This window comes from Dysosmobacter sp. Phy (assembly GCF_054476235.1).
In genome coordinates, this window is the sequence record NZ_CM136997.1 from 688,069 (window position 1) to 703,624 (window position 15,556).

The following is a 15,556-nucleotide window of genomic DNA, read 5'->3' on the forward strand; positions in this document are numbered from 1 at the left end:
GCTTGTCCTTTGCTTCTGTATCCGCCTCATGCCTGGGCGTGGGCCGGCGCCGGCAGAGGCAGGATGTTCTCCCTGCGGTAGATCTCCCGCAGCTGCCGCCCCACGGCTTCCAGACTCCGCTCCTCGGCCACGGCCCGTCCCGCCGCCGTCAGGTCCGGCAGGGAGCCGGAGAGGATGCCCTCCAGCGTCCGCCGGAACCCCTCCTGATCGGCGGACTTGTAGACGTTTTTCCTGTCCTCCAGCCAGCCGTTGTACACCGGGATATCCCGCAGCACCGTCGGGATCCCGCAGGCCAGGGCCTCCAGCACCACGATGCCCTCCGTCTCCTCGTGGCTGAGGAAGGCAAAGGCATCGGCGCCGCAGTAGGCCTCCCGCAGCTCCTCCCGGCCCACGTAGCCGGGGAACTCCAGATTCTCCGGCGCCGTGTCCAGCACCTGCCGGATCTCAGCGGGCACCAGGCGGGGGTCCGTCCAGCCGTACCAGATAAAGCGGACGTCCGGCATCCGCCGGGCCAGATCCGCAAACTCCGGCAGGCCCTTGCGGGCGATGAGATGGCCCACGGAGACCACGGCCTTCTCACCGTCCCGCAGACCGCGGCGGCGCCGGAACGCCTCCCGCAGGCCCGGGTCTTGGACGAAGAAGTCCGTGTCCACGCCGTTGGAAATGGTATAGACCGGGCGCCTCAGCCCATAGCTCTCCAGCAGGGAGCGGGAGTACTCCGTGGGGGTCAGCACCACGTCCCCCAGCCCGTAGCAGAAGGTGATCCACCGCCGGAACAGAGGGGCCAGGGCGTCAGAGCCCCGGAAGGAGCGGCGGAAGTCCTCCATGGTGGAGTGGCCGTAGCAGACCACCTTCCGCCCCGTCAGCCGGGCCCAGAGCACCGCCGGCAGGATATCCGGCAGCACCGTGTTGATATGGACGGCCCAGGTGTCGCTGCTCCAGCGGTCCGTAGTCTCCACGCCCGCCCGGCGCAGCACCTCCCGCTGATGGCGGATGGCCTGGCCCACGCCGCTTTTGGCCACCAGGCGCTCACCGCCGCTGTATATGCAGATCCGCATATCGTGCCTCCTTTTATCCGTTTCGTTCTCTCAGGCCAGCATGGCCGTCACATGCTGCCATGCCACCGTCAGCCCCAGGCTGTACAGAGCGATGGCAAAGGGCTTGCCCAGCAGGATGATGGCGGTGAAGCGCCGCCAGCTCATCTCCGTGGTGCCCGCCAGGTAGCAAAGGAAATCGTCCGGCGCCACCGGCAGGAAGATGGCCCAGGCGAACATCTTGGAAAAGCGGCCCCGGTCCTCGGTCCAGGCGCTGTATTTTTGAATGGTCTTTTCGGAAAACAGCAGGCTCAGCAGGGGCTTTCCGCAGTTGCGGGCAATGGCGAAGGCCAGCAGGGACCCCACGCAGATGCCGATGTAATTATAAAAAAAGCCGTTGACGGCGCCGAACAGCAGTACCCCCGCCAGGCACCCCAGGCCGCCGGGCAGGATGGGCACCACCACCTGCACCGCCTGGAACGCCACGAATACCAGCGCCCCGGCGGCGCCGCAGCCGGCCACCAGGGCCTGCAGCCTCTCCTGGGAGGTCAAAAAGCCCATCCGCCAGGCCCAGACCGCCGTCACCACACAGATCACAAGCCCACACAAGGACGCCGCCCGCAGGGCGGTCCTCTCCACGCTCTTGGTCATGCGGACACCTCTCTTTCCGCCGCGCTCCGGCGGCTGATCTGATCCAGATAGACCCGCTCCACCCGGCGGGCGAAGCGCTCCGCCGAGAAGGGCTCCGCCGATGCTGCGGCGGTGGGCCGCAGCTCCGCCGCCCGGGCGGGATCGTCCAGGATCTCCTCCACACGGCGGAGGAACTCCTCCTCCGTGCGGTACTGCCAGCCGTTCTCCCCCTGGCGGATGACCCCGTCCAGGCAGGGGTCCGCCCGGCACAGAACCGGCAGCCCGGCGGCCAGGGCCTCCGCATAGGTCAGGCCCTGGGTCTCACTGGTGGAGGCGCTGACGAACACCGTGCCCAGGCGGTACCAGTCGGCCACCTGGTCCGGCGGCACCTGCCCGGCAAAGATCACGTCCGGGGCGTCCAGGCCCAGCTCCGCCGCCCGGGCCTCCAGGGCCGGGCGGTGGGGACCGTCTCCCACCAGCAGCAGCGTCACAGGCTTGTCTCCCAGGGCCTTGCGGGCGGCGAGCAGCTCCTCCACATTCTTCTCCGCCGCCAGCCGTCCCACGAACAGCAGCACTGTCCGGTCCGCCGGAATGTCCAGGCTGGCCCGGAGCACCGTCTCCGCCATAGGGTCCCGGGGGCGGCGGAACCGCCGCAGGTCAATGCCGCTGGGGATCACCACCACCGGCCGGGTCACTCCGTAGCCCAGCAGCAGCTGGCGCACCTTGCCGGTGGGGGCAATGATGCAGTCGGTCTGGCCGGTGATCCAGCGGCTGAACACCGCCGCCGCCCGGCGGCCCCAGCGGACGCTGGGGGAGAAATAGTGGGTATAGTCCTCATACACCGTATGGTAGGTATGGATCAGGGGCACGTTCAGCTCCTCGGCAATGCGCCGGGCCAGGAAGAAGGTGGAGAACTCGCACTGGGAGTGAACCACGTCGGGTCCCCATTCCACCAGCTGCCGCACCCACCGGCCCGCCAGCGCGGTCCGCAGCCGGGCGCCGGGATAGACACGCCCGGCGCCGATGGAGCCGATGCGGGTAATCCCCGCCGCCGCCTCCGACCGCAGGTCCGGCGACAGCGTCAGGATCCGGACCTCGTGGCCCAGGGCCTCCAGCTCCCGGCGCAGATTCTTCACGGAGGTCACCACGCCGTTCACCGCCGGCGCGTACCAATCTGTGGTAATGAGGATTTTCATGGCTGTGCCTCCTTCGCTCTCTTTGTCTCTATTACGATCCGCATGGGCAAATTTCTTCATCTCTCGGAAGATCCCGTCCCTATAGTACACCACGGCCATCAAATCCGTGGGGCGCCCCGGTCAATTCTCTGTAAAATCCCAGGCACTTTTCCATTGGCAGTGGGTCGTCCGTCTTTCTGTGTTATTGTCTTAGTTGCTTAATACAATAACACAATTTTACCCGTTGTCAAGGGGTGTTAATAAAATATAAAGAAAATAGTCAAAATTGTACTATCCGTATTAGTACAGTTAGTATACAGGACCACTCCGCTCCTTGTCAAGCCAAACCGATTGTCACGGTGGAAAAAATATGCTACAATAGGCGCCGTGAGTTTTTTGGGAGGGAATGTGAGGACTGTGGATTCCTTTTTTCATATGTGCCTGCTGGTGTGCCCCATGCTGTTCCTGGCGGGATTCGTGGACTCCGTGGCGGGGGGCGGCGGGCTGATCTCTCTGCCGGCTTACCTCTTTGTGGGGGTGCCGGTCCACCTGGCTGCCGGCACCAACAAGGTGGTCAACGCCATCGGCACCGGAACCGCCGCCTGGCGGTACCTGCGCAGCGGCAAGGTGGAGCTGCGGACCGCCGTGCTGGCGGCGGCGGGCGCTCTGACCGGCGGCGCTCTGGGGGCCCGGCTGGCCCTGTGGTGCTCCGAGCAGGTGCTCCAGGCCTGCGTACTGGCAGCCCTGCCCGTGGCGGCGGCGGTGATGGTGTGGAAGCGGGACCTGGGCCAGACCCGGAGCGACCGCTGGACACCCCGGCAGCACGCGGCGCTGAGCGCACTCATCGGCCTTTGCATGGGCGCCTATGACGGGCTCATCGGCCCCGGCACCGGCACGTTCATGATCCTGGCCTTCACCCTGGTGCTGGGCATGGACCTGCTGACGGCCTCCGGCTGCGCCAAAGCCGCCAACCTGGCCTCCAACGTGGCCTCCGCCGTGGTGTGGATCGCCGGTGGGAAGGTCTACTGGCAGCTGGCGGTGCCGGCGGTGGTGTGCTGCGTGGCGGGCAACTGGTGCGGCGCCCGGTACGCCATCCGGGGCGGCAGCACCAAGGTCCGGCGAATGATCTTCGTGGTGCTGGGACTGCTGTTTTTGAAGATGGGCTGGGAGCTGCTGACCTGAGCCAAGACAAAAAAGCGCCTCCGCGGACTGTTGTCCGCGGAGGCGTTTCCATTTACTTATTTCTCCCGGGGAAACAGGGCCAGCCAAAGGGCGCCCAGGAACAGGGCCAGGTCCGCCAGGTTGTAGACGTACTTCTTCAGCTTTCCCGGCGCAGCGGGGAAGCGCAGGTAGTCCAGCACCTTCCCGTACCGCAGCCGCTCCCAGAGGTTGCTGAGCCCGCCGCCCAGGACCAGCCCGGCGCCGAAGGGACTCTGGCGGCGAAAGAGCACCGTCACGCCCAGCACCAGGGCGGAGAGGACCATCAGCGCCTCCCGCCCCAGGGGCAGGCCGAAGGCGGCGCCCCTGTTCCAAAGGGCCGTCAGCTTGATCCGGCCGCCCAGGGCGCTGCGCTCCCGGCGCCCCGGCCGCTCCAGATACCACCGCGCCAGCGTACAGGCGGTGAGGGTCAGGGCTGCGGTCAACAGGGTGATCATGTGGCATCCTCCTTTTCCTGTTGGGCCTTTTCCAGAGCCGCCCGGACCGGTCTCGCCCCGGCGGCGCGGTTGTTCTGCTCCAGCACGTCGGCGATCCGGCCCTGGACCTCCTCCACCTCCGCCCGGAAGGCGGAGGCCGACAGCCGCAATGCCCCGTGGCCCAGGATGATGAGCTGCTCCGGCCCGTCGGAGGTGGCCACACGCACCCGGTGGTGCTTTCCGATCTCATAGGTGGCCCGCTCGATATAGGCGTCCGCCGTCTCGGCCTCCTTGGTGTAGACCAGGCGGATGTTGTGGTACTTCTCCACGCTGCCCTGGCCGCCCTTGACCTTGTAGGCGTCGAACACCAGGATCACCCGACACTTGCGGTAGCCCTGGTAGTTGCAGAGGATGTCGCACAGGGCCTTCCGGGCGGCGTCCAGGTTCTCCCGGGCGATGGTCTTCAGCTCGTCCCAGGCGAAGATGATGTTGTACCCGTCCACCAGCAGATACTCCGGCCCCGTGGGCCGGGGCGGGATGGACCGCTTTTCCTCCGCCCCCTCAGATACGGGCCGCCGGGGCTTGGGCGGCGGCTGGAAGGAGCGCTGCTTCACCGGGCCGTAGGTCCGCTCAAAGATGGACTGCAATTCCTTGTCCTGGGCCAGGGTCCCGGCGTAGTCCATGGCCTGCCGGGGCCGGGGCGCCGTGTCCTCCGGCGCCTCTTCCTCCTCCAGGGACAGGCCGCTGGATACATGGGCCATAGCGGGCACCTGGTCCCACTTGACGTTGTACCCCGCGCCGTGGGCGCAGAACACCGAGTCGGCGGTGTTCTCCACGTCCCGGTCCGGGTCGTAGCCCAGGGCCTCCACCACGGCCGCCTGGTCGGCGCAGGGGCGGTAGCCTCCGTTCTGGCAGAAAAGCCGCCCCTGGCCACGGGTGTAGGCCGTGACCTCCCGGGCGTAATCCCGCAATGCCGCCACCGGCGCCGCGCCGGTGAGGACCGTCTCCTCGCCGAAGGTCTCCGGCGGGTCCGTCTCGCCGTTCATCCGCTGGAGGTCGCTGATGGCCCGGCCCACCTGGGCGGCGGGCAGCTCCAGCCGGAAGGTGTACCAGGGCTCCAGCAGTACGCTCTGAGCCGACATGAGCCCCTGGCGCACCGCCCGGTAGGTGGCCTGGCGGAAGTCGCCGCCCTCGGTGTGCTTGTCGTGGGCCCGGCCCGCCAGGAGGGTGATCTTCAGATCCGTGATGGGGGAGCCGGTCAGCACGCCCAGGTGCTCCTTCTCCGCCAGATGGGTCAAAATCAGCCGCTGCCAGTTCCGGTCCAGCTGGTCCTCCGGGCAGCGGGAGGCGAACACCAGTCCGCTGCCCCGGGGCAGGGGCTCCAGCAGCAGGTGGACCTCCGCGTAGTGGCGCAGAGGCTCGAAGTGGCCGATGCCGATGGCCGGGGCGGCGATGGTTTCCCGGTACAAGATGGCGCCGGTGCCGAAGGTGACCTCCATGCCGAACCGGTCCCGCAGCAGCCGGCCCAAAATTTCCAGCTGCACCTCGCCCATCAGCTGCACTCGCAGTTCCCGGGCAGCCTCGCTCCAGGAGACGTGGAGCTGGGGGTCCTCCTCTTCCAGCTGCCGCAGCTTCATAAGGGCGGTGTGGGGGTCCGTGCCCTCCGCCAGCTGCACCTGATAGGTCAGCACCGGGGACAGCACCGGCCCGGTCCACTGGCCCTCGAACCCAAGGCCCTCCCCAGGCAGGGAGCGGCTCAGGCCCGTGACAGCCACCACCGTCCCGGCGGGGGCCTCCTCCACGGTCTTGAATTTGGCGCCGGAGTAGATGCGCAGCTGGTCCGCTTTCTCCTCCCAGGCGCCGCCGGGGCCCCGGAGCAGATCCTTCACACGCAGCGTGCCGCCGGTGACTTTCAGATGGGTCAGCCGGGCGCCCTGGCCGTCCCGGGAGATCTTGTACACCCGGGCGCCGAACTCCGCCGGATAGGCCGGGGCTGGGGCGTACCGCTCCAGCCCCTCCAGGAGGGCCTTCACGCCCTCCAGCTTCAGCGCCGAGCCGAAAAAGCAGGGAAACAGCGCCCGCTCCCCCACCAGCTGCCGCAGCGTCCCGTCCGTCACGGCGCCGGTTTCCAGGAACTGCTCCAGGGCCGCCTCGCCGCACACGGCGGCCTCCTCGGCCACCTGCTCCGGCGCCGCGCCGAAGTCCACGCACCCGGAGGAAAATCTCCGGCGCAGCTCCGCCAGCACCGCCGTGCGATCCGCCCCGGCCAGGTCCATCTTGTTGACAAACAGCAATACCGGCACGCCGTACCGCTCCAGCAGCCGCCACAGCGTCCGGGTGTGGGCCTGGACGCCGTCGGTGCCGCTGACGACCAGCACGGCGCAGTCCAGCACCCGCAGCGTCCGCTCCGTCTCGGCGGAGAAGTCCACGTGGCCCGGCGTGTCCAGCAGCGTCACCTCCGTGCCCTCCAGCGGCAGCACCGCCTGCTTGGAGAAGATGGTGATGCCCCGCTCCCGCTCCATGGCGTCGGTGTCCAGGAAGGCGTCCTGATGGTCCACCCGGCCCAGGCGGCGGATGGCGCCGCTCTCGTAGAGCAGCGCCTCGGACAAGGTGGTCTTGCCCGCGTCCACGTGGGCCAGGATGCCGATGACCAGTTTCTTCATGGTCTCACTCCAACAATGGTTTTTTGGTATCATATCATGTCCCGCCCGGCGGCGCAAGACGCCCGCCCTTGCAATGGAGCGGAGGGCGTGCTACCATAGACCTGTGTCCGCCGGACCCGCTCCGGCGGCAGAAAGGACGGTGAGGGGAAATGGAGGATCATGTGGCGGCCTTCCGCCAGGCGGACGGCCTGGCCCGGGAGGTGCTGGATCTGGCTCGGAGCACCCTGCTGGTGCACCTGCGGTTTCTGGACCTGGCCCTGAGCCGGTTCACCCCCGTCTCCTATCCCGGCACCCTGGCCACCGACGGCCAGAAGCTCTTTTACGATGTCTACTACCTGCTCAACGCCTACCGCCAGGAGCAGAATCGCCCGGTGCGGGACTATCTGCACATGGTGCTCCACTGCGTGTTCCACCACCTCTTCACCGGCCCCGGCATCGACCGCCGGTGCTGGGATCTGGCCTGCGACATCGCTGTGGAGGCCGCCATCCGGGACCTGGACCTGCCCTGCGCCGCCTGCCGGCGGGACAGGACCCAGGAGGAGACCCTGGCGGCCCTGGCGGAACAGGTCCACCCCCTGACGGCGGAAAAGCTCTACCGCCACCTCCTGGACCAAAACCTGCGCCCGGACCAGATCGCCCAGCTGCGCCAGCCCTTCCTGGCGGACGACCACCGGGCCTGGTATCTGCCCGTCAAGGGCGGGTCCAGCGCCGGAGGCGAGGGGCAGGAGCCCCCGCCGGAGGGCGGCATCCCCGCCCGGGACAAGCAGGGCCGGGGCGGGTCCAGCGCCCGCCGCAAGCAGGATCCCCCCTCCGGGACCGAGGAGCGGAAGGAGCTGGAAAAGGCCTGGAAGGAGATCAGCCGCCGGATCCAGGTGGATCTGGAGACCGCCTCCCGCCGCCACGGCCTGGACGCCGGGTCCCTGGTCCAGAGCCTGCGGCCCGTGACCCGGGAGCACTACGACTACGCCGACTTCCTGCGACGCTATATGTCCCTGGGCGAGGTGGTGCAGGTCAACAACGACGAGTTCGACTACATCTTCTACACCTACGGTCTCTCCCTCTACGGCAACATGCCCCTGGTGGAGCCCCTGGAGTACAAGGAGGTCCGCCGCATCCGGGAGTTCGTGGTGGCCATCGACACCTCCGGCTCCGTCAGCGGGGACCTGGTCCAGCGGTTCGTCACCAAGACCTACAACATCCTGCGCCAGCAGGAGAACTTTTTCACCAAGATCAACCTCCACATCATCCAGTGCGACGCCCAGATCCAGGAGGACGCCCACATCACCTGCCAGAGGGACTTTGAGGACTACCTGGCCCATATGGAGCTCCACGGCTTCGGCGGCACGGACTTCCGGCCGGTGTTCCAGTACGTGGACCAGCTGATCCGCGACGGGGCCTTCACCAACCTGCGGGGGATGATCTACTTCACCGACGGAGCGGGCATTTTCCCGGAGCGCAAGCCGGACTACGACGCCGCCTTCGTCTTTGTGGGCGACGAGGGCCTGGACCCCGACGTACCGGTGTGGGCCATCAAGCTGGTGCTGCAAAGCGAGGAGATCTGACCATGGAGACAAGGGAACAGGGCCCCCTCCGGATCGAGGGGACCAGGGCCACGGTGGCCGCCCCGGGCCCCGTGGTGTGTCTGCGGGCCGAGGACGCCGCGGGCCTGGGCGGCGTGGAGACGCTGATGATCCCGGAGGGGATCCGCAGCTTCTCCGGCCTGGAGCGGCTGAGCGGCCTGCGGACGGTGGAGTGTCTGGGCGGCGGCGACGTGCTGGGCCTGGAGGAGGGCATCGCCTGGCTGGCCGGGGACACGGAGGACGACGAGGTGCTCCTCCACCGCCTGGCCACCAACCTGCTGGCGGCGCCGCCCATGAGCGGCACCCTCACGGCTATCTTCGCCCCCCGGCTGCGGCCGCCCCAGGCTCTGCCCGCCTACGGGCGGCTGCTGGCGGCCATCGACGATCTGGCGGCGTGCAGCAACGGCCGCCAGGACTCCGCCCGGATGAACGTGATCCTCTGCCGCAGCTATGCGGCCCTCAAGCACCTGGAGTACGCCTTTTCCATGGGCTGCGCCGCCGCGGACCCGCCCTACTCCGCCCAGACGGCGGCCTGTTATGGAGCAGCCCGTCCCTCCCCCCGGCAGCAGCTGCTCTACGCCCTGGCCCTGGGCCTGGGGAACTCCTATGAGACCTTCTACACCGCCGACGGTCCCCACGGCTACCACCATATGCGCGATTGGACGGCCTATCTGGACTTTCTCTCCGGCCAGCTGCACCTGGAGGATACGGAGGAGCTGCGATTGCTGCTGATCTCCCTGGAGGCGGCGGGGCTGCTGGGTCCCGCCGTCCGGTCCGCGGCGGCGGAGCTGCTGGCCCGGGCCCGTCTGACCGACGCCACCGCCTGCCTGCTGTCCCTGGGCGCCGCCCCGGCCGCGGATCCGGAGTCGGAATTCTCGCTGTGAGCAAGGAGGTCCCGCCATGCGCCCCATCTCCCCGCCTCTTGCGGTCCACGGCATCCGGGCGGAGGTGACCGCCCCGGAGGCGGCGGTGCGTCTTTCCCCCGCTCCCGGCTGGGAGGCCGTGGAGGAGCTGACCGTCCCCGCCCATGTGACCGCCCTCTACGGCCTGGGGGCCCTGCCCCGGCTGCGGTCCCTGCGCTACGAGGGCCGGGCGGACCTGCTGGGTCTGGGGGAGCTGCTGGCGTGGCTGGCGGGCGGTGCCGGGGACGACGCCCGCTTCCTCACCCGGATCGCCATGGACCTCCGCTCCGGCGCGCCGCTGCCACCGGAGCTGATGGTATTCTCCGCTCCCCGGATGGTTCCCTTTTTTGCCCTGGACGACTACGGGCGGCTGCTGGAGCTGATGGAGGACGTGATCGAGCGCAGCGCCGGCTACGGCCGCCAGGACGTGTGCCTCTGCGCCCTGTGCGGCGGGCGGCTCAAGCAGCTGGAATACGCCCTGTGCCTGGGCTATACCGCGGCAGCGGCGGACTACGAGGCGGATATCGCCGCCCTCTACTCCCCCGACCGCCGCTTCTCCGGCCTGGAGCGGCTGCTCTACGGGCTCTCCGTTCTGGAAGGCCTCTCCTACCGGGACTTCTACGCCCTTCAGGGTGACCACGCCTACGGCCACCTCCGCAGCATGGACCGGTACGCCGCCTTTTTGCGCCAAAAGCTGCCCCTGACGGACAGTCCCCAGCTCCACGCCCGCCTGGAGCGCCTGCTGGAGCTGGGGGTGCTGGACCGCGCCGGCTGCCCGGAGGCGGTGGAGCTGCTGCTCTCCCGCCGCCTGACGGAGGCCGCCGCCCTCCTGCTGGACCGGGGGCGGCAGCTGGGCGCCGCAGCCGACCCGGAGGCGGAGTTCTCCCTTTGAAATCAACCAACATCTTACACAGAAAGCCGGGATGCAGGATATGAACATCCAAGAAGCCAAGGAACAGATCAAAAACGCCATGACCGCCTACTTCACCAAGGACGAGTTCGGCCGCTATGCCGTCCGTCCGGAGAAGCAGCGCCCCGTATTTCTGATGGGCCCGCCGGGCATCGGCAAGACCGCCGTCATGGAGCAGATCGCTCAGGAGCTGGACGTGGCCCTGGTGTCCTACTCCATGACCCACCACACCCGCCAGAGCGCCCTGGGCCTGCCCTTCATCGAGAAAAAAGTCTTTGACGGCAAGGAGTACCAGGTCTCCGAGTACACCATGAGCGAGATCATCGCCGCCATCTACGAGACCATGGAGGAGAGCGGCAAGCGGGAGGGCATTTTGTTCCTGGACGAGATCAACTGCGTATCCGAGACCCTGGCCCCCTCCATGCTGCAATTTCTGCAGTACAAGATCTTCGGCCGCCACCGGGTACCCGACGGCTGGATCGTGGTCACCGCCGGCAATCCGCCGGAGTACAACAAGTCCGTTCGGGAGTTCGACATCGTCACCTGGGACCGGCTCAAGCGCATCGACGTGGAGCCGGACTTCGACGCCTGGAAGTCCTTCGCCCTGCAAAAGGGCGTCCACCCGGCGGTGCTGACCTACCTGGAGATCCGCAAGGGGGATTTCTACAAGGTGGAGTCCACCGTCAGCGGCAAGCAGTTCGTCACCGCCCGGGGCTGGGACGATCTGAGCCAGATGCTGCACCTGTATGAGAAGAACGGCCTGCTCGTAGATGAGAAGCTGGTGGGCCAGTATCTGCAAAACCCCCGCATCGCCAAGGAGTTCGCCATCTATTACGACCTGTTCAACAAATACCGCAGTGACTATCAGGTGGACAAGATCCTCGCCGGCAAGGCCCCCGCCGCCGTGAAGAAGCGGGCCAAGGCCGCCAAGTTCGACGAGCGGCTGTCCCTGCTGGGGCTGCTGCTGGACGCGGCCGTCCGCCCCCTGCGTGCCGTGGCGGAGACGGAGGATGCCCTCCGCCTGCTGCTGGAGGCCCTGCGGGCCGTGAAGGCGGGGATGGCGTCGCCGGACGCCGACATCCTGGCCCTGCTGGACGCCCAGCTCTCGGCCCAGCAGTCCCTGCTGGACAGCGCCCGCCGGGCCGGCAGCCTGTCCCAGGAGCAGGAGCGGGCCCGGGAGCGGACCATGGCGGCCCTGCGCAGACACAAGCAGCTGGCGGCAAAGGCCCCGGACGATCCCTTTGCCGCCGTCAAGGCGGACTTTGACGGCGCCGTGGCGGACATGAAGCGCCGGGCGGAGGCAGCCGGAGCCCAGCTGACCCACCTGTTCGGCTTCTGCGAGGCGGTCTTTGGAGACGGCCAGGAAATGCTGATCCTGGTGACGGAGCTGACCATGGACCCCAGCGCCGCCCGGTTCATCAGCCGCTACGGCTGCGAGGCCTACTTCGCCCACAACAAGGAGCTGCTGTTCTACGAGCGCCAGCGGGAGATCCTCTCCCAGCTGGACCAGCTGGAGCTGCCCTGACGCCCGGCAGCAGACCGTCGCCCCCGCAGGAAATCTCTTTCACACGGGAGCTGTTTTAAGACACTTTCTGCGACGCCGGTTTCCCGTTCATTCACTTTTGGCTGCCGCTTGCCCGCATACCGCCGGCAAAGTCCCCGGCATACCGCCGCTCTGGGTAAAATGCTCCACACACAACACCGCCGGCCTCGTCGCTCCGGCGGTCAACCGCAAAAAGCCACCGGAGAGGGATCCCCTCTCCGGTGGCTCTTTTACTTGTCATCGCTCTTAATTTGAACGCTGCCCTTCTCCGGCAGAGATCTTCCTCCACAGTGTACTGCGTCCGATCCCCAGCCGTTTTGCGGCGGCAGATTGATTCATATTCTCCTCTTTGAGGACCTGTTGTATAATGCGCCTTTCGATGTCCTCCAGCGTGCCTGACAAGTCAAAGGAAGCCGCCGCCGTTTTTCGCTCCTCGTTGCTCAAAACAGCCTGCACCTCCTCAGCAGAAATGTAAAAGGAGACAGGCGCCGCCATGATCTGCCGCAGGACCTTCTCCAGCTGAACCAGATTCAGCGGCCAATCGAAGCGCGTCATCAGCTCCATTGCATCCGGCTCCATTCCCACCACGGACTTGGACAAAAGGGTGTTGAGCTGTGGAAGCATCCGGTTAACAAACGCAGGAATATCCTCCCGGCGCTGGGCCAGGGACGGCACATTGATGGTAAAGCCGCTCAGCTGCATATAGAGCCGGCTCGAAAATCGCCCCCTGGCCACCTCGGCGGACAGGTCGCAGCAGCTGGAACTGATCAGGCGGTGCCGGCGTGTCATTTTACTGTCCTCGATATAGGCGGACACCTGCCGCTGAAGCTCCGGCGTCAGAGCGTCCACGTGGTCGAGATACACCGTATAATGCATGGCATGAATGGGCGAGTCGGCGTTGTTCAGCAGGAGATTCCAGTTTTTCTCCGTCAGGTCGCCGCAGCGCAGGCAAATCAGGCTGGTGATCTCCCCGACTTGCTGTCCGTGGATCTTCCGGGCCACCAGGCCTTTGCAGGTCCCCACCTCCCCCTGGATCAGTACCGGCAGCATGGATTCACCGGCCGTTTGAATGGCCTTTGCCAGAGGGCGCAGGTATAGCTCACTGGAGCCCAAAAGCTGTTGGCTGCGTCGGATTTCCTCCGGGTTTTCGATCTGGGCCACAGAGGCTACCCGGCACCCCGCAGACCGAAAATGCAGCTCAAAAAGATAATGAGGCTGCTGGCGGATCATGATGGCGTTGCCGTTGACTTCATAGACGTCGTTATTCATTTTTTTCAGCAAATGCAGCCGCTGATTCTTCTCCAGCACATCAATATTCCGCGCAAGGAACTGTTCAAGCCGGTCTACGCTGTTCAGCATCCGCCGGGCAGCCACATTCATGTACTGCACGTTTTTCTCTCCCGAAAAAAGGAACAGCGCGGCGTCGCTCTTATCCACGATGCTCTGATAAAGACGGTTTCTGTCCTGGACGCTGTTCATAAGGTGATATTGCTCAATTGCCCGCCGGATGCTGGCCTCCACGCTCTCCCGGCTGGATGCAATCAGCATAAACTGTGCGCCTTCCGCCACCGTATACTCCCGGGTGGCTGCACCACCCACGATCAGCTGATATCCCGCCCGCACACAGCGCCGGACGGTCTCCTCAATCTGTTCGGGCAGTTCAAAGGAAAACGTCTTGATATCCAGCCGCAAAAACTGCGCCAGCATCTCCACACGAGCCGTCACATCGGGATAGCTGACCACGGCAGCCTTGGGAGAACATTGGACCGCCTGCTTGATTACCCGCAGCAGATCCAGCGTGGAAACCTCCACCTCCACTACCGGCGTATCATTCAAGGACCGCACCAAAGTCGCCGTACCGCCCCGGGAGATGATCACGTCAAATTCCTTGTCCGGAAACGCCTTGGCAAATTGGATCGCATTCTTGTAATAGCCTGTAAACGTATACATCTCAATGTTATCAAAATCCTTTGCGATATCCCGCACCAGATACTCCAATTCCTGATACGGCGCAATGGTCAGTATCTTGATCTTGTCCACACGCTCACCTCTTTTTTAGTGTATCAAAACGAATCACATTCCGCAAGTGGTGTTCTCAAATATTTTTTATTTTCTCCCTTTCAAAGCGTGTTTTATATGTCTCATTTCAAATCTTTATTAGTTCTTCTCTGTCTGTCTCCCAAAAATCACCGCTCTTTTCTTCATTTCTTAACTCATTTTTGTTCCATATTGATACATGTTCTGTGCAAATCCTTTGCGCATATATCTTGTTAAGAAAATTAGCTTATTTTGAAACAATCAAATTCGTTTTTGATATTGATTCTTGTTTTTAGGCAAATTCCACTAGTGCTATCCGGATTGCGAAGCACATGTGTTTCAAATCAATTCACTTATGCAGCCACTCACGGACAAGCCGTCCGCTATCTGGCTCTGCCGATCCCTGCATATGTCCTGCTTCCATACAGTTGTTTGAATTTTAGGAGGATACTGCAATGAAAATTTCGAAAACTGTGCAAAAAGTTCCCGGCGGCATGATGGTGATCCCCCTTTTGCTGGGCGTTGTGATCAATACGGTCTGCCCCTCTGTCCTGCAGGCCGGCGGCTATGTTACCGCCCTGTGGTCCAGCAGCGGTGCGAACACCACCATCGCCGTGTTCCTTTTCTGCGTGGGTGCACAGATTCAGCTGCGCCAGGGCGGGGAAATTCTCAAGCGCGGCATCGTTCTGCTGCTGGCTAAATTCCTGGCCGGCGCCGCACTGGGCTGGGCTGTGGGTGCCATCTTCAGCATGGCCGGCGTCCTGGGCCTGTCTACTCTGGCCATTATCAGCGCCGTGACCAACTCCAACGGCGGACTGTTCATGTCCCTGGCGGGTTCCTTCGGTGATGATACCGACATCGCTGCCCAGGCGATCCTCAACATCAACGACGGCCCCTTCCTGACCCTGGTGGCTGTGGGTGCCTCCGGCATGGCGGATATTCCTCTGCAGAGCCTGATCTGTGCCATCGCCCCGATTCTGGCCGGTCTGATCCTGGGCAATCTGGACAAGGATATCGCCGATTTCCTCAAGCCCGGTCTGAATGTGCTGATCCCCTTCTTCGCTTTCTGCCTGGGCGCGGGCATCAGCCTGGCCAACCTGGTCAAGGGCGGTCTGTCCGGAATCCTGCTGGGCGTGATCTGCGTGGCCTGGTCCGGTCTGATCTGCATTCTGGCCGACAAATTCATCCTCAAGCGTCCTGGCTACGCCGGTGCCGCGGTAGCTACCGCAGCCGGCAACTGCGTGGCGACGCCGGCCGCCGTGGCTGTGGCCGCCCCGGCTTTCGAGCCCTATGTGGAGTCCGCCACTGCTCAGTGCGCCGCCGCTGTGATCGTCACGGTCATCCTGGTTCCCCTGCTGACCTCCTGGGCAGCCAAAAAGTGGGGTACCGCCGCTGAGTGGGCCGCCAAGAAGGCCGCTGAGAAGGCCTGATATAAATTTTCAAACCGG

At 65.1% G+C, this 15,556-nt stretch carries 12 protein-coding genes; 6 read left to right on the forward strand and 6 right to left on the reverse strand.

The window, feature by feature from the left end:
* Positions 1–26 precede the first annotated feature (26 nt).
* From ACVDHE_RS03490 to ACVDHE_RS03500, 3 genes are read right to left on the reverse strand one after another with little or no spacing between them, the layout of a single operon-like run.
* A complete protein-coding gene (locus tag ACVDHE_RS03490) occupies positions 27–1,058 on the reverse strand; it encodes a glycosyltransferase (RefSeq protein ID WP_458885605.1) in 1,032 nt (343 codons plus the stop codon).
* Between the two features lie 30 nt (positions 1,059–1,088).
* Positions 1,089–1,685, reverse strand: coding sequence for a TVP38/TMEM64 family protein (locus ACVDHE_RS03495; RefSeq protein WP_213039666.1), 597 nt, complete (start codon positions 1,683–1,685; stop codon positions 1,089–1,091).
* A complete protein-coding gene (locus ACVDHE_RS03500) occupies positions 1,682–2,860 on the reverse strand; it encodes a glycosyltransferase family 4 protein (protein WP_213039667.1) in 1,179 nt (392 codons plus the stop codon). The genes ACVDHE_RS03495 and ACVDHE_RS03500 overlap by 4 nt, the downstream gene beginning before the upstream one ends.
* Before the next feature lie 396 nt (positions 2,861–3,256).
* Between ACVDHE_RS03500 and ACVDHE_RS03505 the strand changes: the two genes are divergently transcribed.
* Positions 3,257–4,021, forward strand: coding sequence for a sulfite exporter TauE/SafE family protein (locus ACVDHE_RS03505; RefSeq protein ID WP_249539370.1), 765 nt, complete (start codon positions 3,257–3,259; stop codon positions 4,019–4,021).
* 56 nt (positions 4,022–4,077) lie between these two features.
* Here ACVDHE_RS03505 and ACVDHE_RS03510 read toward each other — a convergent pair whose 3' ends face one another.
* Together ACVDHE_RS03510 and ACVDHE_RS03515 are read right to left on the reverse strand one after the other, a co-directional pair.
* Positions 4,078–4,494, reverse strand: coding sequence for a signal peptidase II (locus ACVDHE_RS03510; RefSeq protein WP_458885606.1), 417 nt, complete (start codon positions 4,492–4,494; stop codon positions 4,078–4,080).
* Positions 4,491–7,136 (reverse strand): NYN domain-containing protein, encoded by a 2,646-nt coding sequence (locus ACVDHE_RS03515; RefSeq protein WP_458885607.1) that lies wholly within the window; start codon positions 7,134–7,136, stop codon positions 4,491–4,493. Before ACVDHE_RS03515 ends, ACVDHE_RS03510 begins: the two co-directional genes overlap by 4 nt.
* Before the next feature lie 149 nt (positions 7,137–7,285).
* Here ACVDHE_RS03515 and ACVDHE_RS03520 point away from each other — a divergent pair, with 149 nt between their 5' ends.
* Genes ACVDHE_RS03520 through ACVDHE_RS03535 form a run of 4 tightly spaced genes read left to right on the forward strand, consistent with a single transcriptional unit; the run spans position 7,286 to position 12,053 of the window.
* On the forward strand, positions 7,286–8,698 hold the full coding sequence (locus tag ACVDHE_RS03520; protein ID WP_458885608.1) for a vWA domain-containing protein: 1,413 nt from the start codon (positions 7,286–7,288) through the stop codon (positions 8,696–8,698).
* 2 nt (positions 8,699–8,700) lie between these two features.
* Entirely contained in the window at positions 8,701–9,600 is a 900-nt protein-coding gene (locus ACVDHE_RS03525; protein WP_458885609.1) for a hypothetical protein, read from the forward strand.
* A gap of 16 nt (positions 9,601–9,616) precedes the next feature.
* A complete protein-coding gene (locus ACVDHE_RS03530) occupies positions 9,617–10,510 on the forward strand; it encodes a hypothetical protein (RefSeq protein ID WP_458885610.1) in 894 nt (297 codons plus the stop codon).
* Positions 10,511–10,550: 40 nt separating this feature from the next.
* Complete coding sequence (locus ACVDHE_RS03535; RefSeq protein ID WP_458885611.1) at positions 10,551–12,053, forward strand: ATP-binding protein; 1,503 nt, start codon at positions 10,551–10,553, stop codon at positions 12,051–12,053.
* Between the two features lie 264 nt (positions 12,054–12,317).
* On the opposite strand, the gene ACVDHE_RS03540 is transcribed toward ACVDHE_RS03535, so the two are convergent.
* Positions 12,318–14,111 (reverse strand): PrpR N-terminal domain-containing protein, encoded by a 1,794-nt coding sequence (locus tag ACVDHE_RS03540; protein ID WP_458885612.1) that lies wholly within the window; start codon positions 14,109–14,111, stop codon positions 12,318–12,320.
* A gap of 452 nt (positions 14,112–14,563) precedes the next feature.
* Between ACVDHE_RS03540 and ACVDHE_RS03545 the strand changes: the two genes are divergently transcribed.
* On the forward strand, positions 14,564–15,538 hold the full coding sequence (locus ACVDHE_RS03545; protein ID WP_458885613.1) for a 2-keto-3-deoxygluconate permease: 975 nt from the start codon (positions 14,564–14,566) through the stop codon (positions 15,536–15,538).
* Positions 15,539–15,556: the final 18 nt, after the last annotated feature.

Coding starts and splice junctions, on each gene's coding strand:
- ACVDHE_RS03490 (WP_458885605.1), bottom strand. CDS start 1,058: ATGCGGATCTGCATATACAGCGGCGGTGAGCGCCTGGTGGCCAAAAGC.
- ACVDHE_RS03525 (WP_458885609.1), top strand. CDS start 8,701: ATGGAGACAAGGGAACAGGGCCCCCTCCGGATCGAGGGGACCAGGGCC.
- ACVDHE_RS03510 (WP_458885606.1), bottom strand. CDS start 4,494: ATGATCACCCTGTTGACCGCAGCCCTGACCCTCACCGCCTGTACGCTG.
- ACVDHE_RS03500 (WP_213039667.1), bottom strand. CDS start 2,860: ATGAAAATCCTCATTACCACAGATTGGTACGCGCCGGCGGTGAACGGC.
- ACVDHE_RS03535 (WP_458885611.1), top strand. CDS start 10,551: ATGAACATCCAAGAAGCCAAGGAACAGATCAAAAACGCCATGACCGCC.
- ACVDHE_RS03515 (WP_458885607.1), bottom strand. CDS start 7,136: ATGAAGAAACTGGTCATCGGCATCCTGGCCCACGTGGACGCGGGCAAG.
- ACVDHE_RS03520 (WP_458885608.1), top strand. CDS start 7,286: ATGGAGGATCATGTGGCGGCCTTCCGCCAGGCGGACGGCCTGGCCCGG.
- ACVDHE_RS03530 (WP_458885610.1), top strand. CDS start 9,617: ATGCGCCCCATCTCCCCGCCTCTTGCGGTCCACGGCATCCGGGCGGAG.
- ACVDHE_RS03495 (WP_213039666.1), bottom strand. CDS start 1,685: ATGACCAAGAGCGTGGAGAGGACCGCCCTGCGGGCGGCGTCCTTGTGT.
- ACVDHE_RS03545 (WP_458885613.1), top strand. CDS start 14,564: ATGAAAATTTCGAAAACTGTGCAAAAAGTTCCCGGCGGCATGATGGTG.